The 25269-nt window shown below is 48.6% G+C and carries 25 protein-coding genes; 14 read left to right on the top strand and 11 right to left on the bottom strand.

Annotated elements, in window-relative coordinates:
* Both ABY802_RS10200 and ABY802_RS10195 read right to left on the bottom strand, forming a co-directional pair.
* On the bottom strand, positions 1 to 1950 hold a 1950-nt coding region (locus tag ABY802_RS10200; protein WP_372626928.1), incomplete at its 3' end, for a thiamine pyrophosphate-dependent enzyme.
* A 2-nt stretch (positions 1951 to 1952) separates the two neighbouring features.
* Entirely contained in the window at positions 1953 to 3128 is a 1176-nt protein-coding gene (locus tag ABY802_RS10195; RefSeq protein WP_372626927.1) for an acyl-CoA dehydrogenase, read from the bottom strand.
* 220 nt (positions 3129 to 3348) lie between these two features.
* On the opposite strand from ABY802_RS10195, the gene ABY802_RS10190 reads away from it, so the two are divergent.
* The 6 genes from ABY802_RS10190 (at position 3349) to ABY802_RS10165 (ending at position 7534) form a co-directional block, all read left to right on the top strand.
* Entirely contained in the window at positions 3349 to 3837 is a 489-nt protein-coding gene (locus ABY802_RS10190) for a TspO/MBR family protein (protein WP_372626926.1), read from the top strand.
* 171 nt (positions 3838 to 4008) lie between these two features.
* On the top strand, positions 4009 to 5082 hold the full coding sequence (locus ABY802_RS10185) for a DUF3083 family protein (protein WP_372626925.1): 1074 nt from the start codon (positions 4009 to 4011) through the stop codon (positions 5080 to 5082).
* 204 nt (positions 5083 to 5286) lie between these two features.
* The gene (locus ABY802_RS10180) at positions 5287 to 6423 is read left to right on the top strand and encodes a hypothetical protein (protein WP_372626924.1); all 1137 of its coding nucleotides are present in this window, start codon (positions 5287 to 5289) and stop codon (positions 6421 to 6423) included.
* A 32-nt stretch (positions 6424 to 6455) separates the two neighbouring features.
* On the top strand, positions 6456 to 6776 hold the full coding sequence (locus ABY802_RS10175; protein WP_372626923.1) for a hypothetical protein: 321 nt from the start codon (positions 6456 to 6458) through the stop codon (positions 6774 to 6776).
* Positions 6777 to 6816: 40 nt separating this feature from the next.
* On the top strand, positions 6817 to 7080 hold the full coding sequence (locus ABY802_RS10170; RefSeq protein ID WP_372626922.1) for a hypothetical protein: 264 nt from the start codon (positions 6817 to 6819) through the stop codon (positions 7078 to 7080).
* Positions 7081 to 7255: 175 nt separating this feature from the next.
* Positions 7256 to 7534 carry an immunity protein Tsi6 family protein gene (locus ABY802_RS10165; protein WP_372626921.1) on the top strand — a complete coding sequence of 93 codons (279 nt, stop codon included), beginning with the start codon at positions 7256 to 7258 and terminating at the stop codon, positions 7532 to 7534.
* Positions 7535 to 7595: 61 nt separating this feature from the next.
* Here ABY802_RS10165 and ABY802_RS10160 read toward each other — a convergent pair whose 3' ends face one another.
* The 3 genes from ABY802_RS10160 to ABY802_RS10150 all read right to left on the bottom strand — a co-directional run bounded on the left by ABY802_RS10160 (position 7596) and on the right by ABY802_RS10150 (position 9349).
* Positions 7596 to 8246: a DUF642 domain-containing protein gene (locus tag ABY802_RS10160; protein ID WP_372626920.1), complete on the bottom strand. Its 651-nt coding sequence runs from the start codon at positions 8244 to 8246 to the stop codon at positions 7596 to 7598.
* A 111-nt stretch (positions 8247 to 8357) separates the two neighbouring features.
* Positions 8358 to 9068, bottom strand: a complete 711-nt coding sequence (locus ABY802_RS10155) for a pYEATS domain-containing protein (protein ID WP_372626919.1) — start codon at positions 9066 to 9068, stop codon at positions 8358 to 8360.
* Positions 9065 to 9349, bottom strand: a complete 285-nt coding sequence (locus ABY802_RS10150) for a hypothetical protein (RefSeq protein WP_372626918.1) — start codon at positions 9347 to 9349, stop codon at positions 9065 to 9067. Before ABY802_RS10150 ends, ABY802_RS10155 begins: the two co-directional genes overlap by 4 nt.
* Positions 9350 to 9482: 133 nt before the next feature.
* On the opposite strand from ABY802_RS10150, the gene ABY802_RS10145 reads away from it, so the two are divergent.
* The 5 genes from ABY802_RS10145 to ABY802_RS10125 all read left to right on the top strand — a co-directional run bounded on the left by ABY802_RS10145 (position 9483) and on the right by ABY802_RS10125 (position 12798).
* Entirely contained in the window at positions 9483 to 10085 is a 603-nt protein-coding gene (locus tag ABY802_RS10145) for a thioredoxin family protein (RefSeq protein ID WP_372626917.1), read from the top strand.
* A 72-nt stretch (positions 10086 to 10157) separates the two neighbouring features.
* Positions 10158 to 10958 (top strand): hypothetical protein, encoded by an 801-nt coding sequence (locus tag ABY802_RS10140; RefSeq protein ID WP_372626916.1) that lies wholly within the window; start codon positions 10158 to 10160, stop codon positions 10956 to 10958.
* A 44-nt stretch (positions 10959 to 11002) separates the two neighbouring features.
* Positions 11003 to 11422, top strand: coding sequence for a hypothetical protein (locus ABY802_RS10135; protein WP_372626915.1), 420 nt, complete (start codon positions 11003 to 11005; stop codon positions 11420 to 11422).
* 81 nt (positions 11423 to 11503) lie between these two features.
* Entirely contained in the window at positions 11504 to 11923 is a 420-nt protein-coding gene (locus ABY802_RS10130; protein WP_372626914.1) for a hypothetical protein, read from the top strand.
* A 5-nt stretch (positions 11924 to 11928) separates the two neighbouring features.
* Positions 11929 to 12798 (top strand): DUF6544 family protein, encoded by an 870-nt coding sequence (locus ABY802_RS10125; protein WP_372626913.1) that lies wholly within the window; start codon positions 11929 to 11931, stop codon positions 12796 to 12798.
* A gap of 54 nt (positions 12799 to 12852) precedes the next feature.
* On the opposite strand, the gene ABY802_RS10120 is transcribed toward ABY802_RS10125, so the two are convergent.
* Positions 12853 to 14937, bottom strand: a complete 2085-nt coding sequence (locus ABY802_RS10120) for a prolyl oligopeptidase family serine peptidase (protein WP_372626912.1) — start codon at positions 14935 to 14937, stop codon at positions 12853 to 12855.
* A 231-nt stretch (positions 14938 to 15168) separates the two neighbouring features.
* Between ABY802_RS10120 and ABY802_RS10115 the strand changes: the two genes are divergently transcribed.
* Together ABY802_RS10115 and ABY802_RS10110 are read left to right on the top strand one after the other, a co-directional pair.
* Entirely contained in the window at positions 15169 to 15801 is a 633-nt protein-coding gene (locus ABY802_RS10115; protein WP_372626911.1) for a transglutaminase-like cysteine peptidase, read from the top strand.
* Between the two features lie 31 nt (positions 15802 to 15832).
* Positions 15833 to 17731 carry a LapD/MoxY N-terminal periplasmic domain-containing protein gene (locus ABY802_RS10110; RefSeq protein ID WP_372626910.1) on the top strand — a complete coding sequence of 633 codons (1899 nt, stop codon included), beginning with the start codon at positions 15833 to 15835 and terminating at the stop codon, positions 17729 to 17731.
* 7 nt (positions 17732 to 17738) lie between these two features.
* On the opposite strand, the gene ABY802_RS10105 is transcribed toward ABY802_RS10110, so the two are convergent.
* The 5 genes from ABY802_RS10105 to ABY802_RS10085 are packed head-to-tail and all read right to left on the bottom strand — an operon-like array spanning position 17739 to position 24056.
* Entirely contained in the window at positions 17739 to 18101 is a 363-nt protein-coding gene (locus ABY802_RS10105) for a tryptophan synthase subunit beta like protein (protein WP_372626909.1), read from the bottom strand.
* A 12-nt stretch (positions 18102 to 18113) separates the two neighbouring features.
* Positions 18114 to 18701: a response regulator transcription factor gene (locus tag ABY802_RS10100; protein WP_372626908.1), complete on the bottom strand. Its 588-nt coding sequence runs from the start codon at positions 18699 to 18701 to the stop codon at positions 18114 to 18116.
* 7 nt (positions 18702 to 18708) lie between these two features.
* Positions 18709 to 20025, bottom strand: coding sequence for an HlyD family type I secretion periplasmic adaptor subunit (locus tag ABY802_RS10095; protein ID WP_372626907.1), 1317 nt, complete (start codon positions 20023 to 20025; stop codon positions 18709 to 18711).
* Complete coding sequence (locus ABY802_RS10090; RefSeq protein WP_372626906.1) at positions 20022 to 22160, bottom strand: type I secretion system permease/ATPase; 2139 nt, start codon at positions 22158 to 22160, stop codon at positions 20022 to 20024. Before ABY802_RS10090 ends, ABY802_RS10095 begins: the two co-directional genes overlap by 4 nt.
* A gap of 27 nt (positions 22161 to 22187) precedes the next feature.
* Positions 22188 to 24056, bottom strand: coding sequence for a TolC family outer membrane protein (locus ABY802_RS10085; RefSeq protein ID WP_372626905.1), 1869 nt, complete (start codon positions 24054 to 24056; stop codon positions 22188 to 22190).
* Between the two features lie 193 nt (positions 24057 to 24249).
* Here ABY802_RS10085 and ABY802_RS10080 point away from each other — a divergent pair.
* On the top strand, positions 24250 to 25269 hold a 1020-nt coding region (locus ABY802_RS10080; protein ID WP_372626904.1), incomplete at its 3' end, for a retention module-containing protein.

Below are 25269 nucleotides of genomic sequence, written 5' to 3'. Positions count from 1 at the left end.
GTCCAGCAGCCGCAGGGAATAACCGGCATCTTCCAGCTCTGCTGCCGCCTGACGACTTAAATAATAACCATTACCATAGCTAATAATGGCAAGTTGCGGCGTTGCACCCATGCCCTGCTTAAGCTCCTGGTTAAAGACGGCCGGCTCACCCAGCGCCGGTATCGGGGTGTCGGGCAGCGGGTAGTCGTTTAACCAGCGACCATCGCCGGGCGCGAGCAAATCGCGAGTCATGTAAAGTGCAATCGGCTCTAAAAATATGACTAAGCGTTTTTGCTCGTAGGCCAGTTGCACCGCCTGACGCAATAATAAGGCAGCATCAGCACCGTTTGACGGACACAGCACAATAATGCCAGGAATATCCCGAAACACCGCAAAAGAATTATCATTATGAAAATGACCACCAAAGCCACGCTGATAGGCCAGACCGGCAATTCTTATTACCATGGCATTGTGGTACTGACCATTAGAGAAAAACGGCAACGTAGCAGCTTCACCCCGGATTTGATCTTCCGCGTTATGGACATAAGCCAGAAACTGAATTTCAGCGATAGGTAGCAAGCCCTGCTGCGCTAAGCCAATGGCCATGCCCAAAATACTTTGCTCGTCTAACAGGGTATTAATAACCCGGTTACCGCCGAACGCCTGAATTAAGTGCTGCGAAACACCATAAACTCCGCCCTTCTTAGCGACATCTTCGCCAAAAAGCACAGTATTACTATATTGGGCAAATAAGTCGTGCAGAGTCCAGTTCAGTAGTTTTGCTAAATGCTGCGGCTTAGCCAGGTTATGTTTATCGTAATCAAATAACGCGCTGCGAATCGCACTTGCGGGTATGGGCGGCGCCGGTAAAGCAGGCCTTACCGGTGCTATTGCTGCCATGATATCTGTAGCGCTTTGTAACTTGGGTCTGGCGCTAGCAACCGCCGCAACCCGGCTTATCTGGTTCGCCAGTGTGGTTACCGCATCATACAGTTGCTGGCGGCTAAAAATGCCGCGCGCCAGCACACTGGCGGTACTGGCCAGTAGCGGGTCCAGGCTCAGCTCAGTCTCGATCAGATTTTTATGTCGGTACGCTGTTTCGGTATCCGCTCCGGCATGACCAAACAACCGTACTGTCGATAAATGTAATATTGCCGGCTGGCGTTTGGAACGGACATAATGTGCCGCCTTGCGGGCCACACTGTAAGTTTGGGCTAAATCACGGCCATCCGCTGCAAAGTAACGCAGCTCTGGCCGGTCGGCCAAGCTCTGCTCTATCCAGCCTTGCGGCGTGGGTGTTGAAATGCCCAAGCCATTATCTTCGCATACAAATAGCATCGGCAACGGCACATGCTGGTAAGCGGCCCAGCACGCGGCGTTTATTGCCCCCTGCGCTGTAGAATGGTTGGCCGACGCATCGCCAAAACTGCACATTACAATAGCATCAGCTGGCCAGTTACCACTCTGGCTCAGCCGTTTGCTTAAATCGATGGCAAAGGCCGCACCCACCGCTTTGGGCAGTTGTGAGGCAATAGTGCTGGTTTGCGGTGGAATATTCAGTGCCAGGCTGCCCAGCACCTTGTGCCGGCCGCCGGATATCGGATCATCACTCGAAGCACAGAAAGACAGCAGCATATCGTACAACGGGGTGCTGCCCGGTAACTGCTTACTGCGCTCGATAAAGAAAGCACCACTGCGATAATGCAGAAACGCCGGATCGGTTAAACGCAGCGCTGCCGCAACAGCGGCATTGCCTTCGTGCCCCGCGCTGCCAATCGTGTAAAAACTCTGGCCCTTAGCCTGCAGCAAGCGTGACTGCAAATCGAGTAAACGGCTACTGAGCTGGCTGTGCCACAGACGATGTAATTCGCTGTCACTCAGCCCCTGCTGCAAACTACTCGCAGGAGCTAAGCTGGCACTGTCAATTTGCTGCAGAAACTGCTGCAGCCATGGGTGAAAGTCGCCGGCCACGATTAACTAAAGGCCTGTAAGCCGGTTTGCGCCCGTCCTAAAATAAGGGCATGCACATCATGGGTGCCCTCGTAGGTATTTACCGCCTCTAAGTTCATCAGATGGCGGATAACATGATATTCATCGGCAATACCATTACCGCCGTGCATGTCACGTGACATGCGTGCAATATCCAGCGCTTTGCCACAGGAGTTGCGCTTAATCAGCGAAATGGCCTCGGGCGGCAATTGGCCGGCATCCATCAGCCGTCCTGCCTGCAGACAGCCAAGCAAACCAATGCTGATTTCCGTTTGCATATCTGCCAGTTTTTTCTGCACCAGCTGGGTCTGGGCCAGCGGCCGGCCAAACTGGATCCGGTCCAGCGTATACTGGCGTGCCGCATGCCAGCAAAATTCAGCAGCACCTAATGCCCCCCAGGCAATGCCGTAACGGGCTTTATTTAAACACCCGAAGGGGCCTTTTAAGCCTTTAACTTCCGGGAAAATGGCATCTGCTGGTACTTCGACATTGTCCATCACAATTTCGCCGGTTATCGATGCCCGCAGCGAAAATTTGCCGTCTATTTTCGGTGCACTTAAGCCTTTCATACCTTTTTCCAGCACAAAGCCACGGATTTCGCCATCTAATTTAGCCCACACCACAAATACATCGGCAATCGGCGAGTTCGTTATCCACATTTTACTGCCGTTCAGCACATAACCATTGGCAGTTTTCTTAGCAATGGTGCGCATACTGGCCGGGTCTGAGCCGGCATCAGGCTCTGTTAACCCAAAGCAACCGACCCACTCGCCGGTCGCCAGTTTCGGCAGGTATTTCTGGCGCTGCGCTTCGGTACCGTACTCATGGATCGGGTGCATAACCAAGGATGACTGCACGCTCATTGCACTGCGATAACCACTGTCTACCCGCTCTACCTCGCGGGCTACTAGGCCATAGCAGACATAATTTACGGCAGAGCAACCATATTTCTCAGGCAAGGTAGCGCCCAGCAGACCCAGCTCACCTAACTCCGTCATTATTTCGCGGTGAAAATGCTCATTACGGTTGGCCAGTAATACGCGCGGCTGCAGCTTTTGCTGACAATACTGATGCGCCGTATCGCGGATCATCCGCTCTTCTTCTGTTAACATTAGCGAAAGTTGAAACGGGTCTTGCCAGTCAAATACGGGGCGGGCCATACACATACCTCTGAATAAGCGATATCCAAAATGGACACTGAATTTAGGTTGGCTTAATTTTAGCCAATCAGTTGCGTTCAACCATGCCCTGAGCCACTCTTTAATGCAAGTCCAACCAGCTGATCTAACTGGTTAGATTGCCGTAAAACCGTACTATAACTGCGCTTAAATCGTTACGGATAACGGCGCCAGCTATTTACCCTTTAGCAATGGAGCGACTATGCACCTCACCATAGTTTTACGTCAGGTATTGATGCTACTGACAATTGTGGCATTAACCTATCTGGCCGCCGGTATTGGCGCCCTGGGATCGATGAATGCGCCCGTGTTTTATCAGCAATTACAGCAGCCTGATTGGGCCCCACCCGCCTGGTTATTTGGCCCGGTATGGACAACTCTTTATACCCTGATGGCCATTGCAGCCTGGCTGGTGTGGCGCAGCAGCAAGCATGCTCAGCCCGCGCTATGGCTGTATTTCAGCCAGCTGGTGGTTAATGCCCTATGGAGCTGGCTGTTTTTCGCCTGGTACTTAGGCGCCCTGGCGTTTGCCAATATTCTGTTGCTCCTGGCGCTGATTATTGTTACAGCAATCAGTTTCTGGCGTTATAACAAGCTGGCCGGCCTGTTGCTGGTGCCTTATTTGCTTTGGGTAAGCTTTGCGGCAGTGCTGAATTTCAGCATCTGGCAGCTTAATCTCGGCATGTTGTAGCACGCTTGAGCCAGCATTCAGGCGCCCAGCGGCAACCTTGAAAGTCGCTTAGCAAAACGCAGCAACGACGCTTGATCTGATGCAAAAAATGCGCACAATATCTACGATTATCCGGTTTATTAAAGCGCATCAGGGTATAATGCACAGGTTGCAGACATAACAGGAGTTTTTATGCCAATCAGCGCCCAACATAAAGTGTATCTTCCGGCTACAGCAAAATCTAACCAGTATATTCTGGCAGAGATAAAAGCGACCCCGGAGCTTTACCAGCATTTCAACAGCGAACAGGCCTGTTATCAGCAATTAAGCCAGCAGCTGTTTAGCCTGGCTGATGGCCTGAACCTGCATAACGTTCATTTAATCGCTACCGATAAGCTGCCAGTAGTGCGCTTTCACACCGAAGCGCATGTGTTTCAGACCGCCGAGCAAATTTTGTTTTTCTATAACCCGGTCTATCACGAGGCGCAAAACCTGTTTAGCAAACAAGGCTATCAGGCGCGTAAAATCAGATTATTGTTTTTAGCAACCGGCAATGATATCCGTGCCAACGCAGCCGACTTTCATGGCCGGGTTTTGCAACTATTAGCCCAATTACAAGGGCAGCTGCCAAAGCAAAACCTGAAGATCAAAATTCGTGATCACCAGCATTTGTCATACGATTTGCTGGCCAAAAATAAAGGCGATCGGGAAAGCTATGGCTTTAAGTTACGGGCCATTGCCGGACGCTATGCTACCCGTAAGCTCAGCCTGCCGGAACACAGTGCCTTAACCTATGTCCACCTTACGCTGCCCCTGAGCCGGGCGCTGAAGCAGCAATATGTTGCTAATGATAGTCTGGATTACAGCCCGCTATATCAGCAACTGGAGCAGCATCTGAAAGCCGCAATCCAGGCAAAAGACTTAAACCGGGTGGCTATTATTGGTAACGGCTTAACGCCGCTGGTACGCAATAGTAAGTTTGATAAGCCAGAAACCACCGCCGAGTTGCAATTGCTGGGCTTTGACCCCGCCAATAATACCCAACAGTTTATCAGCGACTGGCAGGGTGATAATCTGGTAGAAGCGGTCCATATTTTAATTGTGGCCGGCAATGACGATATGACTGAAACAGGCTATGGCCGCTTTATGAATCAGGTAGAAGCCGCGCTGCGCAGCTTCGCCGACAAGCTTAATGTTGTGCCGGAAAAACAAGATTTAACCGTTCGCTTTCATCAACACATCAGCTACAACAGTCCCGCTTCCTAAGCGGGCAAGGGCTGATACAAGAGGGCTGCTTCAGCAGCCCTTTTTTTATACTGCCACGACTATCCATTTCGCATATCTCACTGTTTTACCCTAGCTCGCTTCGCCAGCTTTGCATTGACAAGTCAGCACAAAGAAAACAAAATGATACCAATAATTAATCATTAGTTAACAATCACTGTACTGGCAGTGATGCAGGTGGCCTGAATGGAAATGGAAATCCCCGCAGATTTAAAGCCAATGCTGTTCGATGGCCAACTGTTTTATGGCAAATGGGGCGAGATTTTTTTTGTCAGTAAAAACCGGCTAAGTTACACCGATATGGCCAGCATCCCAGCCGTTAGTGCCGTTAACGATGCCGTCTATGGTCGCTATTTTTTGCAGGATATTGAGCCTGCCTGGCAGCGTGACACGATCATGCGCGAGTTATACCGCTACGCCAAACCCTGGGCCAGTGACTTATCCGGCATCAACAGCCAACAATTAATGGCTGAACTGTTGCAGCTATTTCAACAGGACGAAATACGCGCCTGGCAGCTTACCGATGGCTGGGTCTCCCCACCCGAACCTATCGGAGGCAATGAATACCGCGCGGCAGGTAGCACCTCTAAGCCGGGCAGCGGCCCGGGCGCTGCAAGCTCTGGCAGCAAGGCCACTAAGCCAAGAGGTGTTGGTGTTGCTGCAGCTAAGCCGGCCACTGCGAAAACAGCGGGGCATGACGCCAGTAGTGGCCCAAATTCACCAGAACGCCAGCAGAATAGATCTACTGATCCAATTGATGTTACAGCGCCGCTCCCGACTACGACTAGCGATGGTCAAGACATCATTTACTTTGAAAAATCAGATATAAAATGCAAAGAGTTGTGGGATGGCCAAGCTTATGAATTCTACATTGACGGTCCAGATGGTGAATTAGAGTTTGCTGAAGCCAATGTTGATGTAGAAAATAGTAATATAGAATTCTACATTAATAATAACTTTAATCGTGGTTATGTTCTTAAAGGTAATGGTTTTTCGCTGACAGATGAAGTGCTTCAGAGATCAGTTAAAAAATATAAAGAAAATAATGGCATGCAGCCAGAATTCTTAAACGGTACAATTATCAAGAAGAATTTAGCAAACTTTCAGACCGAATTTTCAAAGGAAAAGGGCGCTAACTCAGAGTTGTCAGATGCTAAAGTTGCAAATATGGCTGTGAAGAAAATCTCATTCGGGGCTTCTAGAGAGAAAATGGGGTATAGCGATATTAATGTTGAAATTAGACAATATGGAAGCGCAATAATTGATGGAAAAATTTATGAGCACATCCCTACATCAGTAAAAATAACAGCGAAAAAGCCGTAAGCTAAGCAAGTGACACCAAATAGGTAACATTTATGAAAATACCAAAGTTCAAATTATTAGACCTGCTGCTTGACTATCTTGATGGTAAAAGTGAAGCCGTGAATAGAATTTCAGAGGCCTACAAAACTAAAAATACTATTTGGTCAAATGATGAATGGATTTACGTTAAGGATGTTGAATCCAGTTTAAAGTCATTGAAAAAAATTCATCAGCAAGGTGAGTTTGAGCAATTTGTTAATATCAGACAGCTTCTACTTAGTGAGGAATGTCAGACGGATTTGGTTGAAGACAAATGGATGAAGAATCGGATATTGGAATGCAGGCAAAGCTTGCACTCACTTTACCCAGAATAAATTTTTCTGACATTGCCAATCTTATAATTAATACGTCTCAATGATTAAAATAGAAGCACCGCTAAAAACCGTATTAAGAAAATACTGCCATGTTGAGTGCTATAACCCGCAACTGATTCAGGAAGCAATCGCTAAAGGCCATGGGTTTCCTTACGATATTGCCTTGGTAAAGGCGCAGTTACGTGAGGCTATTGATAATCAGCTGATTACCCCTGAAGAATATGAAGAGCTGACCGAGGAAGACTTCGATTCCCAGCAAGATTTGCAGCTCTGGCTGGAAAGACTTTTCAAGGAGTTACCCTGAGTTGCCGGATATGTCATTGCGAAATCCAACTTATCGTTACCTGACGGACGAAAAGTTAGATGACACTGGTAAAAACCGTATTAAGAAAATACTGCAATGTTGAATTTTGCAACCCACGACTAATTAGAGTAGCGGCCATCACTGGCCACGGCTCATGAATTATGAATTATGAATTATGAATTATGATGCCCTGAAGCTAGCAGCCAATAGCGTGATCATCGCCATCGACAATAATGCTCCCAGGCACACCTCTGCCCATGTACTGACATCAATTAGAAACCAGATGGTTTTTATTCGTGATAATGCTGCAGCTGGCCGAGATCCAGCAACCGAGCTGTCGTCGGGAAGCAAATTTACCTATGCCGTGCTGGCCTCAAGGGAACTCGCCAGCCCGGACGAGATGTTACTGCAGGATTTGATCGACAATGTTACCAAAATTATGATTGAAAAATGAGCGGAACAAAATGCAAAACGCCAACCCGAGGGTTGGCGTTTTTATTCAGCCTGGCTGCTAATTACTTAGTGTCAGATTTAGTGCGGCGTAACCGACGGCCACCTACTAACGCCAGCAAGCCAACACCAAAAGCGGCCAGCGTGGCCGGTGCAGGTACGTCAACTGCGATGTTGCGGCTTGGTGCAGCTACAACCGCTACGTTATCAATAAAGTTACCCACAGTCCCACCACTGATAGAGGTAAAATTCAAAGTAGAAGCACTGCCGGTAGCAGTGAAACTATTAAAGAAATAACTCCAGCCAGCAACGATATGGTCCGTCATATTCCAGCTTACATCAGCTACAGATACTGAAAATGCTTCGGTATCTTTGCTGCGTGCACGGTAGAAAAAGCTCAGATTATATTCACGGCCAACTTCGGTAGCAAAGGTCTGAAAAATAGTCCACTTTCCATTTATCTTACTTTTATCATTAGAATTTAACTCAATAAAATTGTTGCCACTGGGTGCGATAACTGAGTTAAATGCGTTCCATATTTCAATATCGCTACCCTGCCAACCGGCTACCGCACTGCTGGCAAACACTTTCCACTTCTTGCTGGCAACAAAATTCTCTTCAAAATCGCCATTAACGATTAACGTGGCGTGGCTGCTAAAACTGGCGGCCAGCAAAGTGGCAGCACCTAACAAGGTACGAACAGATACTAATGACATCTTGATCCCTCAAACATTCTGCTAACTAGCGGTTACTAAACGAACACATCATACCAGCACTTTAAAATATTGGGAACATATGTTAAGAGATATTTTTCGCGATTGGCCACTTTATTTGATAATACAGTCTCTGGAAACCCGGGCATTTTTCTCCACTCTGACCGGCCGTTCATTGTTGTCATCGCATGCATTGCCCAGCCACATCGGCCCCAGGCTTTTGCACATATTAAAATCCAGTACGGTTTGCTCGCCGCTATGGAAAAGCACTGTAGTGGTAACATTAGTTAAACAACCCCAGCCGGTATACGCCACCCGGAACTGTTCAGCAGTGGAGGTTGTGGTTTGTTCTCGCCGCCGGAACGTGGCATGGTCAAATAAATAACTTACCTGCTTTATGCTGTTAAGCGCGGCAGCTGGGGCATTGACGAAAATGGAGAAATCATAAATAGGTTGCTGATTTGCACTAGAACCGGTGGCCAGCGCCGTGGCTTTTAATTCAAATACGGTGTTTTCCGAACTTACTTTAACGGCATACAGCTTTTCGATATTTTGCCGCAGCTCTGCCAAGCGTGAACTGGCGTCAGTAATTTGCTGCTGCAATGCTGCCTCAGAGGCACTAAGTTCTGCTAACCGTTGGTCAAAACTGGCAATTTGCTGACGCTTATCAGCAATATCACGCTCCAGTGGCGCTAAGCGGGTAGCGCTATACACTAAACTCCCCACTAGTGAGCAGGCGCCAATCAGCACCATCACTATAGATCCACGGGAATTACGGCTAAGCTGTTGTAAAGATTGCTCTAACTGCTGTAGTTCGTTACTCATTTTGCCAGCTTATTAATTTGGCCTTCAATCAGGCTAAACGCCCGGTTAAAGAACCATACTACTCGCATTGAGCTTACCGCAATTAAGCCCGAGCCACCAAAAATAGACACCAGCAAGGTGGTAGTCATTTGATTTTCAGCAAACAGCTGAACAATGGCGTACAGCAGCAGACAAAAAGACAACAACGTCAACGCCAGATAAATAAAGCGCTCCAGCATAAACATCCGCAACAACCGCTCCATAGCATCCAGGGTGGTTTTAACCAACTCGGCATTGTCCATAATTCAATCATCAGTAAACCGGTGTTGCTTAAGTAAAGGCGCAAATACGCTAATTGCCAATAGTGATGCATGAATAAATATCGTGCCGGCCAGGAAGATGCCGCCGCTGTATTCACAATACGGGAAACAATAATTGAATAAATACCTGCAGTTAACTACCATCAGCTACCACTTATTTCAGGTTAAGCCCCCAACAATGAACCCCATTATTCTTTTTGCAGCCCTGCTGGCGTTGGCGCCACTCGCCACAGAGGCCTCACCATCACCGGCAACTCTGCTGGAATCATCTATTGCTGTTGGTAGCGAGGCCTATGGCAGTATCAACAGCGACCAGTTATTGGCACACTACCCGGCGTTCGCCAGAGAATATGCAACTTATCAGCCATCAGCCGCCGCACTGGCCAAAATGCAAAGCCTTCAAGGTTTAAACCTAGTGGTGTTATTTGGCAGTTGGTGTCACGACAGCGAGCGCGAAGTACCCCGGCTGTTAAAGCTGCTAAACCAATCCGGGGTGAGCCTGAAAACCCTGCAACTCGAAGCCGTAAACCAGCAGAAACAGCACCCGGAGCAACTGCATAGCAAATATAACCTGCGCTATACCGCTACGATTATTGTGCTCGACAGCAATGGTCAGGAAATGGGAAGGATAATAGAAAAACCAGCAGGGACAATTGCCGAAGATTTGGCAGGCATAGCGGCCAGTTTAGATAGCCGCGTCATTTTAAAATACTTATAGCAATACCCAACATCAACCAGCAATTTCGTTATACTGCCCACAGTTCTTCTATTATCAACCCCTGAAGGTGCCATGACTGCCGACAGCCACTATCACCAACTTTTCCCACTATACCGCGACACCTTTAATACCTGCTTTTACTGTGGCTGTATTGCTGCCGGGCATGACTATGCGCCACCGTTGCAGTATTTGGAGTTTTATCTGGCGACCCGCGAGCCAAGTGAGTTTTTAAAAATACCGGCTTGCAATGAATGCCATGAACACCTGAAAGGCTGTAAGGCCGGAACGCTGGATGAACGGCGTAACTTTGCCAGGAAGAAGCTGGCGAAAAAATACGCCAAAGCGCTGACGATTTATGAAATGTGGACCGAAGAAGAGTTGCAAGGGTTAGATTTTAGCCTGCGCCACAGTATTGAGGCGGGCTTAAAACTGGGTGCAGAAACGACTGAGCGACTGGCTTACCCGGGTTTTGCTTTTGAAGCTGCCGGCCAGCAGCACCAGTTACAGTATAGCGAGGTGCAGGTGTTTGAGATATTTGGTGAGCAGTTTGAGACCTTTCGTGAGGCGCTGCAGTTTGCCAGTAAAGCCTATCGGATCCCGAAAAATGCGTTAAAAGAAGCCTTTGCCGATAACGACAATAATTTTGAGCGGGCCATTCAGGCTTTGCATAAAGCGGCAGCCGAACAAGAATTTAACCAGCAGTTAAAACAGCAATGCGCCGCGTTTGCCAAGAAGCATAAGCAGGCTGTTATTTTTGTGCATAAACAGGTAGAGCGATACCTGAGTGAAAACGACGAGATGACCATAAGCGAAGCGTTGCAGCACTTATATAATACCCGGGTAAAACCAGCGACTACAAACCCCGCTAGCTGAGGATTGCTGGGCTATAATAAGCTTACGCAATTAAGGTGCATGCCATGAAAAATCACCCTAAATTTAAAATCTGGTTGGATAAAAACGTACTAATTGCCATGGTGCAAGGCAGCTGGAACCAGCAGGATGCAAAAGATTATGCCCAGGAATTTAAAGCGGTGGCCAAGCCATTGCTGGGCAAAGATTGGGCTAACATTACCCTGTTAGATAACTGGCAGTTGGGCGTACCCAGCATAGAACCGATAATTAAAGAGCTGGTTAGCTGGACCATTGGCCGTGGCTTGTGCTATTCCGCCCATGTGTACTGGCCCAGTACCGTGAAAGAATTTCAGCTGGAGAGAATGGTGCAGAAAATTGAGGGGCGTTTTGAGATACAAAAATTTCAGCATCCGGATGACGCTTTCAAATGGCTGGCCAACAAAGGCTTTACCACCGACAACCAGCAAACATTTGCGATTAATTAAACCGTTTTAGTGCGCTGAATCAAGCTGGTCACGCCCGCTGCTGCTATGCTTGAGTATCCTGGTATATACACGGCAACTTATATGCAACCCACCCCGAAGTTTATTTTATGGCGCGAACAGCGGGTAATCCTGGCCAGGATTAATGGTAGCTGGAACCGCTTTACTGCCGAAGATTTTTCCAGTGAGTTTAAAGTACTGGCCATGCCGCTTACCCATGATGATTGGGCCCATATTGTTTATTTAGATAACTGGGAGTTGGGCGCACCCGACATTGAGCCGGTAGTAAAAGAACTGGTAAGCTGGTGTCTGCACCATGGCTTACGTTATGCCGCACAGGTATATTGCCTTAATATGGTGAAGCAGTATCAGCTGGAGAGGATGGTAATTGACAGCAACGAGCTGTTTGAAAAACGGGTTTACCCCAACCAGCAGGACGCCTTTGCCTGGCTGGCCAGTGTCGGTTTTGCCACCGAGTGTCAGAACCTGCTGCAAGAAGATTAGTGGCTATGGCCTCGATATTTGATCTTATTGTAATAGCAACCGCGGTTGTTGTTATTTTATTTGTTGCTGGCTTGCTTTGCCTGCGGCTGCTTGATTACCAGGCAGATAAACAATTGATACAAAAGCTTATTGCGCAGCATCCACCTCACCCTGGCCATTTTGACCCTGTTATGCTGCAAGGCTTACCTGAAGCGGCGAAACGTTTTTTTCAATTTAGCATAACCCCGGGTACCCCGCTGTATACCGTGGCCAATATCGCCATGACCGGTCAGTTTAGCCTGGGCAACAGCAAACGACCGGATTATCTGAACATGAAAGCACTCCAAACTCTGGCATTTCCCGGCGGTTTTGTCTGGCAAATGCAGGCAAGACGTCAGCTGCTGAGAATTTCAGGTTCTGACAGTGTCAGCTGGACCCGCTTCTGGTTGCAAGAGTTACTGCCCGTTGCCCGCGCCGGCGCCAGCCTCGACCATCGTCGCTCGGCATTTGGTCGCTATGTGGCAGAGGCGGTATTCTGGACCCCCGCGGCAGTATTACCCGGGCCAGGAGTGAAATGGGCTCATTTGAGCGAGCACAGTGCCCGCTTAACGGTCACTCACCTGGGGCTGGAGCAAATCGTCGATTTAACCGTTGCCGATAATGGCCAGCCTGTTCATGTAAGCTTTATGCGCTGGAGCAATGCCAACCCGCAACATCGCTATACCTTGCAGCCTTTTGGCGGCTATTTATCCGATTTTCGGGAATTTGGCGGGTTCAGACTACCGGCCCATGTTGAAGCCGGCAATCACTTTGGTACCGATGTTTTTTTTGCCTTTTTTATCGCCGATATTAATAGCATCAGCTGGCCACAGCAATCAAACGCCCCAGCCGGCTGATAACCGGAACGGCAGCAGCGTACGGGTATTGTGATGTGCTGCCCCTGCGCCAGTTTACTGCGCGCCTGGCTCAGCGAATTTAGTTAGCCAGGCTTTTACTTCGTTGTACCAGTAAATAGAATTATTGGGTTTTAAAATCCAGTGGTTTTCATCCGGAAAGTAGATCATCCTCGACTCTACTCCGCGCATTTGCAAGGTACGGAATAACTCAAAGCCCTGGCCAACCGGTACCCGGTAATCGAGCTGACCGTGGATCACTAAGGTTGGGGTATTAAAGTTGTCGGCATAATAGTGCGGCGAAATGAGTTTATAAATGTCCGGATTTTTCCAGTATCCGTCAAAGCGAGTGGAGTGCACGGCAAAATCGGCCGCCATTTGCGAGTACATGTTATACACCGCCGCATGAATAAGCAGCGCCTTAAACGGATGTTCAGTGCCCAGCAATATCGAGGTTAAATAGCCACCATAACTGGCACCACCAGCGACCATCCGGTTGGTATCAATCCAGCTCTGGTTTTCAAACCACTTAGTAGCCGCCTGAATATCGGCCAACGGTTTAGTGCGCCAGTCGGGGTTAATCGCATCGGCAAAGTCCTGACCAAAGCCGCTGGAGCCATGAAAGTTAGGCCAGGCAGTCACATAACCCCAGGAGGCAAAGGTTTGTGAGTTCCAGCGGTAGCTAAAGCTATTGCTAAAGGCATTGTGGGGCCCGCCATGAATAAGCATTAACAGCGGATACTTTTTGCTTTTGTCAAAGCCCGGTGGGTAATGGATCCACATCTGAATGTCTTTACCCTCGGCGCCTTGGTAAGTCACTGACTCGTATGTCCCCAGCTGGACATTACTCAAAATATCATCGTTAAAGCTGTCCAGCCGGGTGGTATTGCCATTACGCGGGTTGATGCTTACTAAGCGTGCCGGGTATAAAAAACTGTCGTTGGTGGCAATAAGATCACTGCCGGCCTGCACCGGTTCACCAAAACTTGTGGCTTTAGTAATGGCTCGGGGTTTACCGCTGCGCCCATCAATATAGTACAGACGGCGGGTAGCGGCATCGTCAATACTGGCATAGAAACCACGGCTGTCATTGGCCCAGACAAAGCTGCTGACCGAACGGTCCCAATCACTGGTCAGTACCCGGCTGGTCTTTTTTGCTAAATCGTATAGCACTAATCGAGCCGTATCAGCATAAAAGCCATGAATTTTCTGTTGGCTAAAAGCCAGAGTTTTGCCGTCAGGGCTGAATTGCGGGTCACTGTCGGGTGCCTGATTGTCTTTGGTCAGGTTAACCACCGTTTGCTTTTGTGCATCGGCGCCGTTCAGCTGTGCTAAAAACACATCAATTTTTGGATCGACCTGGTTATCCCAGCCATTGCTGTTAAAGGCAATATAGCGCTCTTGCGGGTGAATATCGTAACTGGATGCGCTCTGGTTGGAGCGAGGCAACTGATAACCCAGCGGTTGGGTAACTGGCTCTACCTCACCCCCGCCGGCCGGGATCCGAAATACGTGAGCCTGGCGGTTCTCGTCAATCCAGTGGTCAAAGTGCGAATAGGGTAACGCATTCCACTGCTTTGCCGACAACTTGCTGTCTTTATTGGTTTTTAACTGGGTTGCCATCTCGTCCCAGCTTTTATCCGGCCACACCCGGCTGATAAAATATAAATGCTGACCCACCCACTTAATGCCCGACACCCCGGTCGGCACCTCGGTCAGGCGCGTGGCTTCGCCCGGCTTATTCATTGGCAGCAGATAAATCTGGCCAGCGTCGTCTTTATCGCGCTGGCTGATAAAGGCCAGCGTTGAGCCATCGGCCGACAACGTGGGCTCGCTGGCCCGCATGCCTTCTGCTGTTATAGCCCGTTGCTGCTTACCATCGGCACTGAACAACCACAACCGGGTATGGCTTTTATCGGTTGTTACATCGTACCCGGTCACCGGTGCCACAATAGTTTTGCCATCTTCGGAAGCTACCGGTGAGCCAATACGTTGCAGTTGCCATAACCGCTCGACAGTTAAGCTGCGCTCATCTGCGCTGGGGTTGCTCTCATTTAGACTGGTGCTGTTCTGACTGTAAACGCTGGCGCTGATAAGCAGCATGGCCGGTAATAGGCAAAGCAGCAGATGCTTGTTTCTCATGACAAATACTCCCAGAAAGTTACTGTTAACAAAATTTTGTTGCTCTAGCATAGCCTATCTTAAGCCAGCAGGCTGATATGACGAGTAACTAAGCGGATAAATTCGTTGAGCTAGCGGGGGTTTTCACTTATCTTGAGCATTGCTAACGGGTACTGGGCTGATTGCTAAATGCCATTAAGGGCACTAAAAAAATTCGTATGGCCTTTTTGGTGCATCGTATTGCTTGCAGTTATGCAGCACATTTATGCTGTCGAAAAGGCATTTCTGATAGATTTTAAGCGGTTCGAGCGCTATATCGGACAGCATACTGCTGCGCCTGTCCCGCTGTCCTCCAATTGGCAAGCGCTGCTGCTTTCCGCCTCTTCGCTTGGCGTATCTGAGCAGCTTAGCGCCGTAAATACCTTTTTGCATCAGTCGTTAACCTATATGCCGGACAGTATGCTGTATGGTGTGGAAGACTACTGGGCCAGCCCGGCCGAATTGTTTGCCCGCCAAAAAGGTGATTGCGAAGACTGGGCTATTGCCAGCTACATCAGTTTGCGGGCGCTGGGCATACCTGATGCTCAGCTGCGACTGGTATATGTGCGCGCTCAGGTTGGCCCGGCTAACAGCGGCTTAAGCCAGGCACATATGGTGCTTGCCTATTACCCTGATACCGAGGCTGAACCACTTATTTTAGATAGTTTAATTCAGACCATTTTGCCAGCCTCTGCCAGAACTGACCTGACCCCGGTATTTAGTTTTAACTCTACCGGCTTGTGGGCTGGCAGTGGTAATCAGAAATCCAGACAAAGTGCGACCGCGCGGTTATCCAGATGGCGCGATCTTGTGCAACGATTAGAACTGCAGGGAGTAATATTATAATGCCTGCAATAACAAGGTTAAGGGGTAGCGAATGTCGCTGATTAAGCAATTGTGGATTGCCATTATTGTTATCGTATTACTGGCCTTTGGTAGCAGTTTCTTTATTAGTGCCTACCAGACGAAAAATTATCTGGCAGAGCAGCTGCAGGTAAAAAATATCGATAATGCCACCGGCATGGCGCTGACGTTATCCCAGATGGAAAAAGACCTGACCACCATTGAGCTGATGCTTTCTGCCCAGTTCGACACCGGTTATTACCGGCGTATTGCGCTAAAAGATGTCGCCGGCAATACCGTGACCGAGTTCAGCTTAACTGCACAACCGGTTAACGCCCCCGGGTGGTTTATCCGCTTACTGAATTTTGAGATAAAGCCGGGTATTGCTCAGGTTCAGGATGGCTGGCAGCGTTTTGGCAGCATAGAGCTGGAAAGCCAGACCGACTATAGCCTGGTGGCATTATGGCAAATCACGAAAGATCTGGCGCTGGGCTTTTTGATTATTGCCATGGGCTGCGGCATTGCTGGCAGTATTTTACTCAACCGGGTTCGCCGGCCGCTTAATCAGGTGGTATACCACGCCGAAGCCTTGGGTAACCGCCAGTTTATTACCAGTGATGAGCCGGCTACTTTTGAACTGAAACGTCTGGTTGTGGCAATGAATCGTCTGACCAGCCGGGTCCGCCTGATGCTGGAGCAGGAGCGAAAGCAACTTGACCAGCTGCAACGCCAATATGAGCTTGACCCGGTAACCAGCGCCTTTAACCGGGCGTATTGTGCCAGCTGGCTGGAAAGTTATTTTAATAACAGCGAGCGTAACGAAATAAAAAGTGTTTTTTTACTCAGGGTAACCAACCTGCAGGGTATTAACCTGCAACTTGGCCGCAGTGAAACCGATGACTGGCTAAGGCTGCTGGTTAACACTGTTCAACATTGTCATGGAACGCGGTTAGTCAGCAGGTTAAATGGCAGTGACTTTTTTGTGGTAGCAGACCAGGTAACCACTACCTCCTTGATGTGTGAGCAGCTGCTAGGCCAGCTGAATACTGAATGCTTGCTGGATAGTAACCTTACCACCGCCCCGGTATTACTAGTTGGCCTGTCGCTGGATGCCATGAGCAGCCGCCAGCAAACCTTGTCGCAATTAGATGCCATGCTGGTTGAAGTGGAATCGGCGCCACCGTTGCAAAGTAAAACGCTGCAACAACCTCAGCCTTATGCCACCCTGGCGGATGGCACAGCCTGGCTTAAAGCTATTAAGCAGGCAATTGATGCTGACCGTATTATGCCGAAGCTGTACCCGGTGCAGCGCCGTGATGGCAGTCTGTTGCACCAGGAAGCGATGCTACGGCTTAACATTGATGATAACTGGTTATCGGCAGGCCAGATCCTGGGCTGGGCCCGACGTTATCAGTTTACCAGCCAGCTGGACAGCGCCATGCTCACCCGCGCTCTGAGCCAGCTTAGCGCAGATGACAGCTTACAGCTGGCGCTGAATATTTCAGATCAAACTCTGACGACGGTGGCGGTACATTATCAGCTGTTAAGCCTGTTACAGGCTGTGCCAAGAACCGTGTGTCAGCGCTTGTCTCTGGAATTTGATGAACGGCTGGTGATTAAACACCAGCTGCTGTTTATCAGTTTTAGCTCGGCGTTAAAAGCATTGGGGGTAAGTGTCGGCCTGCAAAAATGTGGTTATGCCATCAACGATATTCAGGATCTGGAAAAATTAGGTATCGATTACCTGAAAATAGATGCCGCTATTGTGCTGCGTTACCAGACCAACGAGGCGGCTAAGGTATTGGCAGGTTTAATTAAGCTGGCGCATACCTTAAGTTTACTTGTGATTGCCGAAGGAGTAGTGTCAGCAGAAGATATTAAAGGCTTACACCAACTGGGATTCGATGGCCTGACCGGCCCTGGCATTGCCTGAAAAGGGCTCAGGGCATGATGCTGTCGTCAGTGTCTTCCTCCAGTAAGTTTAAAGTTTGCATGTCATGACGTAAGGTTTTTCGGTTTAACAGTTTAATCTGCGCTGCCATAGGTAATTCGGTAAACCTGATGGTGCCACTGGCGGTCAGCAGCTCGACCAAATCTTCCAGTACCCGCGCTAACTCGGCATCGGAGTGCTGCAACTTTTTACTGTGGCTCAGCTCTTTTTTGGCCAGCTCGTATGCCGGAATATTTTTCTGCATAAAGCGCAGCAATCCAGGGTCATTATTAGATATAAACTCTGGATAATCAGCAGATTGCACTGTGCTTAAGGCCACTATTTCATTATCACTGGCGCGTTTAACATACATCAGAGCTATCCTCTAAATAAGCATGATCAGTTGCAGTCTGTCTTTAATACCCAGCTTAGCAAAGGTTGCGGTAAGGTGTTGCTTTACGGTTCTTTCCGTTATAAATAAAGTTTCGGCGATGGTTTTATTACTCAGCCCCCGGCGAGCAAGGCTGGCTACCTCATACTCCCGCTTCGACAAGCGGTTTTCAAACGACTGCCAGCTATGTTGCGAGGGAATAACCTTAGATAAAAATTGATTTAACTGATTAAGCAGCGTGGCCGGTATCCACAGCGCACCGCTGTTAACTGTATTCACAGCCTGAACAAAATTAACACTGCTGCTGCCGGCATCCATATAGCCTTTGCCACCCAAGGTTAACGCCAACTGCAATTCGGTAATGCTAAGTTGCTGGCTGATCACAATAACCAGCGCTCTGCTACTATGCTGCTGCACCAGCGTTTGCCAGTCACTGCGACCACTGTGAATTAGCACCACATCACCAGCCTGCAAAGGGCTGCTGGCAACGGCAGGAAAGGTATGTACTGCGGCCTGGCTAAAAGCCGTAGACCAGCTGGACGCGGTAAAACCCGGTGTAGTGTAAATGACGATGCTGGTCACTTGTCCGCTACCTCTCTGTCATGGCGTTGCTTTTTGCCCGCAGCAAGGGTTTAAGTAAATACGACAGTACCGTGCGTTTTCCGGTAACAATGTCTACCTGTACTGTCATCCCGGGCAAAATATTAAGTTTGTCGTCCAGTTTCTGGCTGGCTGTGCTTAACCTGACTACGTAGTAAGTGTTGTCTTTTTCATCGGTAACGGTGTCGGCACTGATATGACTTACCGTTGCCTGCAAGCCACCAAAAATGGCAAAGTCATAGGCACTGATCCGGATAGTAGCTTGTTGCCCCCGCTGAATAAAGGCGATGTCTCTTGGCGATATCCGGGCCTCGATCAGTAAGGTATCATCTAATGGCACAATATCCATAATGTCCCGGCCCGGCGTTAATACCCCACCTACCGTATTAATATGCAGCCGCTGAATAGTGCCGCGCATCGGTGATTTTACTTCGGCTTGTTGCACCATATCCACCAGGCCGGTTTGCAGCTCGGCCAGGGCAGCCAGCCTGGCTCGTGATTCAGACAACTGATTGCGCCAGCGATTAAGTACCGTTAACTTAATTTCTTTTAGCTTATTGCGGGCTTCCTGCAATGCTGACTCAGCCCTGGCCACATTGGCCTCAGCCCGCTTAGTTTCACCGCTGGCTCGGGCGACATCACGCTCCAGGCGCAAAATATCAATATCTGACACCGCACCCGAGGCCAGCAAAGGCTTGGTAACATTCAGTTCCTGATTAGTAAGCGCTAAGGTTTGGCTATACTGTGCCAAAGCAGCCCTTGCTTCGACAACTTCCTGTTGGCGCTGCTGTTGCTGCTGTTCCTGAACAGCGAGTTGTTCGTTTAACTCCGCCAGACTATTCCGGTATAACTGTATTTCATGCGCTAACCGCTCAGGGGCTTGGGTTTGCAGATGATCAGGAAACTGCGGCTCAGTTTCATTGGTAAGAGCAATCAGCCTGACCACTTCAGCTTCCAGCGCATAAAACTGTGCTCTGTTTTCAGCCAGATTAGAAGATGAGCGGGTGGAATCAACGGTAAGCAGCACCTGGCCAGCGTCAACAATCTGACCTTCCCGCACCATAATTTGAGTAACCAGGCCACCGTCCAGTGATTGGATAGTTTGCAGTTGCTGTGAGGTCACTACCTTGCCATCACCCCGGGCTATTTCATCTAGCGGGGCAAAACCAGCCCAGATTAACAACAGCACCACTGCCAACGCGATAGTATACAACAGCCTTCTGGCAGATAAGGGCGTTTGCGCAATACGAGCCCACTCGGCTTCGGTTACCCAGTCTTTAGAGTATTTTAACCCGGGGTTACTCATGTGCTGGTGCCCTTAATTTTGCCCTGACGCAATGCCTCCATTACGGTATCTTTCGGGCCGTCTGCAATAATTTTACCGTTATCAATTACAATAATCCGGTTGGCCAGTGCTAACAGCGGGCTGCGGTGCGTGATCAGCAACATGGTTTTTCCCTCTGCATAGCCGCCTAAATGCGTGCGAAACGCTTGTTCACTGCTGTGGTCAAGCGCTGCGGTGGGTTCATCCAGCAACAAAATTGGCGGGTCATTATACAAAGCCCGGGCAATAGAGACGATTTGCTTCTGTCCTCCGGACAGATTCTGTCCTCTTTCGCCTACCTGCATGTCAAAACCTGCAGGGTGTTGATTGAGAAACTGGCTCAGCCCGGAGATATTACAAATATTCAGAAAGTGCTCAGCACTTTTTGGGGGCGAGGCCAGTTCAATGTTGTAGCGCAATGTACCACTAAACAAGGTGATATCCTGCGGCACATAACCAATATTGTTTCTTACCTGATGAATATCTAACTGGCTGATGTCGATGCCATCGAGTAACACCTGCCCCTCAGTCGGTTCGTGCAGGCCCAGAATTAACTTTTCAAGGGTAGACTTACCCGAACCATTGCGACCGAGGATGGCGACATGTTCGCCGGGCTCGATACAAAAGCTGACATTACTTAATGAAGGTAAATCGTCATCCTGATAACTGAAGCTAACCCGTTTAAATTCTATTTTACCCTGCAGCAATGGCTTACTAATGGTATTTTGGCTGGCATCCTGCTCTGAAGGGTATTGCATCAGCACATCAAGGTTTTCGTAAGCAGAAGAGGCATAATGAAATTGTGCCAGCAAGCCAGCAGCCTGACTTACCGGCGCCAACGCCCGTGATGACAGCAAAAAGACCGCAATCAGGCTGCCCTGAGTCATGTTGCCATCAATTAGCAAATATACCCCGATAATAATGACCGTAACGCCTACCAGCTGCTGAATAAATGCGGTGAAATTACTGACAGAAGCCGATACCGCCCGCATTTTAGCGCTATTGTGGGCGCACGTTAGCGACAGTTGCTCCCACTTATACTGAATACTCGTTTTCACGTTGCTGGACTTTGCTGTTTCCAGCGAGCCAATAGCTTCAATTAAGGTGGTATTGCGCTCGGCTGCCGACCTGGCGGACTCGTCAGACAGAAACTTAAGTTTGCGCTGCGCGAAGTAGGCGTAGACCAGCGAAATTAACGCCCCGATAATAATTGGCAACAGCAAAGGCGGGCTGATAATGGTAATAACCACACAGTACAGCAATACGAAAGGTAAATCGGCCAGTGCAACGATGGTTAACGAGCCAATAAAGCCCCTGACCGCTTCAAAAGACTGCACGATAGAAGCAAAAGCCCCGGTAGACTGTGGCCGATTTTTCAGCTTCATCGACAACACTTTGTCCATAATGGCAGAAGACATCATGACATCGGTTTTACTGGCGGCTAAATCAACAAAATGATGGCGAAGTAACTTTAAGACTAAATCTGCCAGCAGCACCAGAGTAATGCCTGATGCCAAGACCCAAAGCGTATGGGTAGCCAGGTTAGGCACCACTCGGTCATACACGTTCATGACAAACATCGGCATCGACAACGCAAACAGATTGATCAGAATCGCTGCAAGCAATACATCCCGGTATAAGCCCCGGTTTTGCTTGATAACCCCCCAGAACCAATGCAAATGCGCTGGCAATTTAAAGTGGTTGGTTTTTTGCTCGGCATCTGTTTTCGGGCGAACATAAATTACGGTGCCGGCATAATCGATATTAAGCTGGTCAAGGTTGACGGTTGCCACACTATGCGCCAGCTCGGGGTAACTAATAACCACTTGTTTTTTTTCGTGGTCAATCTGGTGAACTAGACAGGCTTTATTGTCTTGCAGCGTGATGATGGCAGGCAATAATGCAGCATTCAGCTGTTCTAACGGTCGCTGCAGTATTTTTGAGGCCAGTTTGGCCCGCTCGGCCGCTCGGTTAAACACCGCCGGGCTTAGCATGTTATCGGCCAGTGGCAAACCACTGATTAACGCCGCCGGACTTACCGCATGCTGATGAAACTCACAAATATAAAGTAATGCTTCAAAAAGCGGCCCACCGGTATGTTGGTTATCTGGTATCAATGGGCTACTTCCTTTATCCGTGGTGTATTATTCATCTCGCAGCACAGGACTCTCATCCTTTGCACGAACCACGGCCTCTATCCGACGATTTAAATTATGGGCCGCCTCAGTGTCAGCTTCTGATAACCTTCTGCTCGAGCCAAAGCCTTTGGTGGTAATGCGCGTTTCGTCAATATTAAACTCTTCCACTAACATGGTTTTCACCGCGTCAGCACGTTGTTGCGACAATACATTGTTATACCACACCGCACCTTGTGCTGAGGTATGACCGTTAATCTCAGTAGTGGTATTCGGATAACGCTGCAAAAACGCCCCGAAATTGGCAACGTCAGCTACGCTGTCGTCATTAATAACACTGGAATCATGGTCGAACTTTATCTCTAAGGTGAAGCTGACCATTTTCTCAGTAAAAATTGAACAACCTCTGGCATCCACTTTATCGGTTTGTGGTGTGTCAGGACAATAATCTGCCGAATCTTTTACGGAGTCGTTATCAGCATCGCCATTCACTTGCAGGCTCTCAAAAACATCGATCGCAGGGCATGCCGTGTCTGGGTCAACGCTGAGTTTCTCTGCGCCAAGTTCGGTTAATGACGGCCAGCTATCAGAGGTTAAACCCAGGGTACTCAGTAGGGTTCCCATCCCAGCTAAGGTTCTGGCTTTAGCTACACTGAGACTGAAACTGGCAGCAAGATAGGCTCTGCTGGCCTGGAAGTATTCATTTTCCGAATCTAAAACATCTAACAGAGAACGCTGGCCAATATCAAACTGTTGTTTATAGGCGGTTCTTACTTTGTCGGACGACAACCGGTGTTGATTTAACAACGGCAACTGTTCAAGCAGCTTATTACTGTCATTGTAAGAGATCTGAATGTTCTGACGAATATTTAAACAGGCTTGATCTCTTAACTCCTGCGCCAGGTTAATTTCTGAATAAGCTCGTCTTAACGTGGCCGAGTCACGGCCGCCATTGTAAAAGTTATACTTAATTTCAATACCAACCCTTGCTTCGTTTTCATCGGTTCTAAGGCCGATATCTGAGTAGTTCTGATACCCATAACTACCCACCAGATTAACAGACGGCTTGAAATTAGCTTTTTCTGTTTTTGCTGCAAACTCTGCTGCTTTAATATTCCTAAGAGCAGCATGGTAAGCTGGGCTGACCTGATACGCCTGGCGTAATGTCTGGCCTACTGAACCGGGTAACACATCAGCTATCACCACTTCGCTCATGTTCTCTGCCGGCAGTTCACCCACTACTCTTAAGTAACGGGTGGTAACATCATGCAGGTTTGACGTTTCAGTAATGACATTGCTTTGTGCCAGCGATACCCGGCCACTTATTTGCTCTAAATCGGCCAATTTAGCTACACCGGCTTTAGCACTGCTTTCAATTTGCCGATATACGTCAAAATGCTTGTTTAAGTTATCCTGAGCCAGAGCCACCAACTTGCGTTGTGCCAGCACATCCTGATAAGCACGGTAGGCTTCTAAGGCAACAACCTCCGCTGTTTCCAGCAGATTAAAATAGGCAACTAACTGAAAGTTAGAAAAACGCTTAACTTCTGAGCGGGTGCGACTGCCGTCGTACAACATCTGTGTTAGGGAAAGTCGGGCGTAAGCGCCGTCATATTCTCTGACGAAACCATAATTTTGTTTTTGATACTGGTATCCAACCGTACCGTCAACAGTAGGCTTATAACCTGCTCTGGCGGCATTAACATTTTCACCTGACGCTAAGAATTCATGCCATTTGGCCAACACATCAGGATTTTTCTCAATTGCTGTTTTTGCTGCTTCCTGTACGGAAGTCGCAGAATAACCAGGAATTGATAAGGTAGTGAGGAACAGAAAAACAAAAAGTTGAAATCCCTTCCAGGTAAGTACAGCTTTCACTCTATTTATGTCCTTTAAAAAACAAACGGCTAAAGTGCGCAAATTATATCCTATTGCTTAGTACGCTGGCTACTGCCGTTAACCATCAAGATTCAACTTTAATCTTATAAACTGTACCGAGGTCCAATAGTTTTAGTTCCTTTCATTGCTTAAAATAACTGTTGAAGTGGTTAATTTATAGGTGTTACTTATTATGTCAAAAATCGTAGCTCAAGTTGTTGAAGGTATCGTTGAAGTAAAATCTGCTGAAGGTGAAGTAAAAATACTTCAGCAAGGCGATATCCTGATGCCTGGTGATACCCTTATTACCAGCCAAAACGGCTCGGTTGTGTTGGCATACCTGAATGAGACCACAGTTATCGCTGAAAATCAGACCATTGTTATTTCTGACAGCTGGTTACAAACCGATGTTGCCGCAGAAGATTCAGTTGTTGATCTTAATTCGGCTGAAGGCATTCTGGCGGTGCTAGATGAAGAAGGCGACTTACTGGAGCAATTAGAAGCGACTGCCGCAGGTGGCGGTGGCACTGCTGAAAATAGTGGTAACAGCTTTGTCAGGTTAACCCGGGTGGTTGAGCTTAACGACCCTACGTTGCTCTCACCAGGCACTTTTGCTGCAGTTGAACCTATTGCCGACACCCCAGTTGAAGCAGCTGCGGCAGCAGCAGATGATACGCCTGTGGTTCAGCCAGCCATTGTTCTGGTCGATAATATTACCGCAGATGACATTATCAATGCTGCAGAAGCAGCAGCAACCATTACCGTTACGGGCACAGCCAGCGGTAGCATCATTGTTGCAGGTGATTTGGTCACTATAGTGATTAATGGCACCACTTACACCACCACTATCCAGGCCGATGGTAGCTGGAGTGTAGAAGTCGCAGGTAGCGACTTAGCTGCTGATCCCGAGTTTGATGTGGTGGTTACGTCTAATGATGGCTCTGGTAATCCTGTCTTTACAACAGGCACCTCAAGCCACACGGTTGACGTAGTTGCCGATGCTGGCACAGTGACGGTTAATAACATCACGGCGGATGATATCGTTAATGCCGCTGAAGCTGCGGCAATAATCACCGTCACCGGTACCGCCACTGGTGGTGATATTGCCCCGGGTGATGTGGTGACCATGATCATTAACGGCACCACTTATACCACTACCGTGCAAGCGGATGGCAGCTGGTCTGTGGATGTCGCCGGTGCTGATTTAGCTGCC

The organism is Arsukibacterium sp. (genome assembly GCF_041616895.1).
In the GTDB taxonomy this organism is placed as follows: domain Bacteria; phylum Pseudomonadota; class Gammaproteobacteria; order Enterobacterales; family Alteromonadaceae; genus Alishewanella.
The sequence above is the reverse complement of the archived record's forward strand: the minus strand, read 5'-3'. Positions and strand labels throughout refer to the sequence as shown.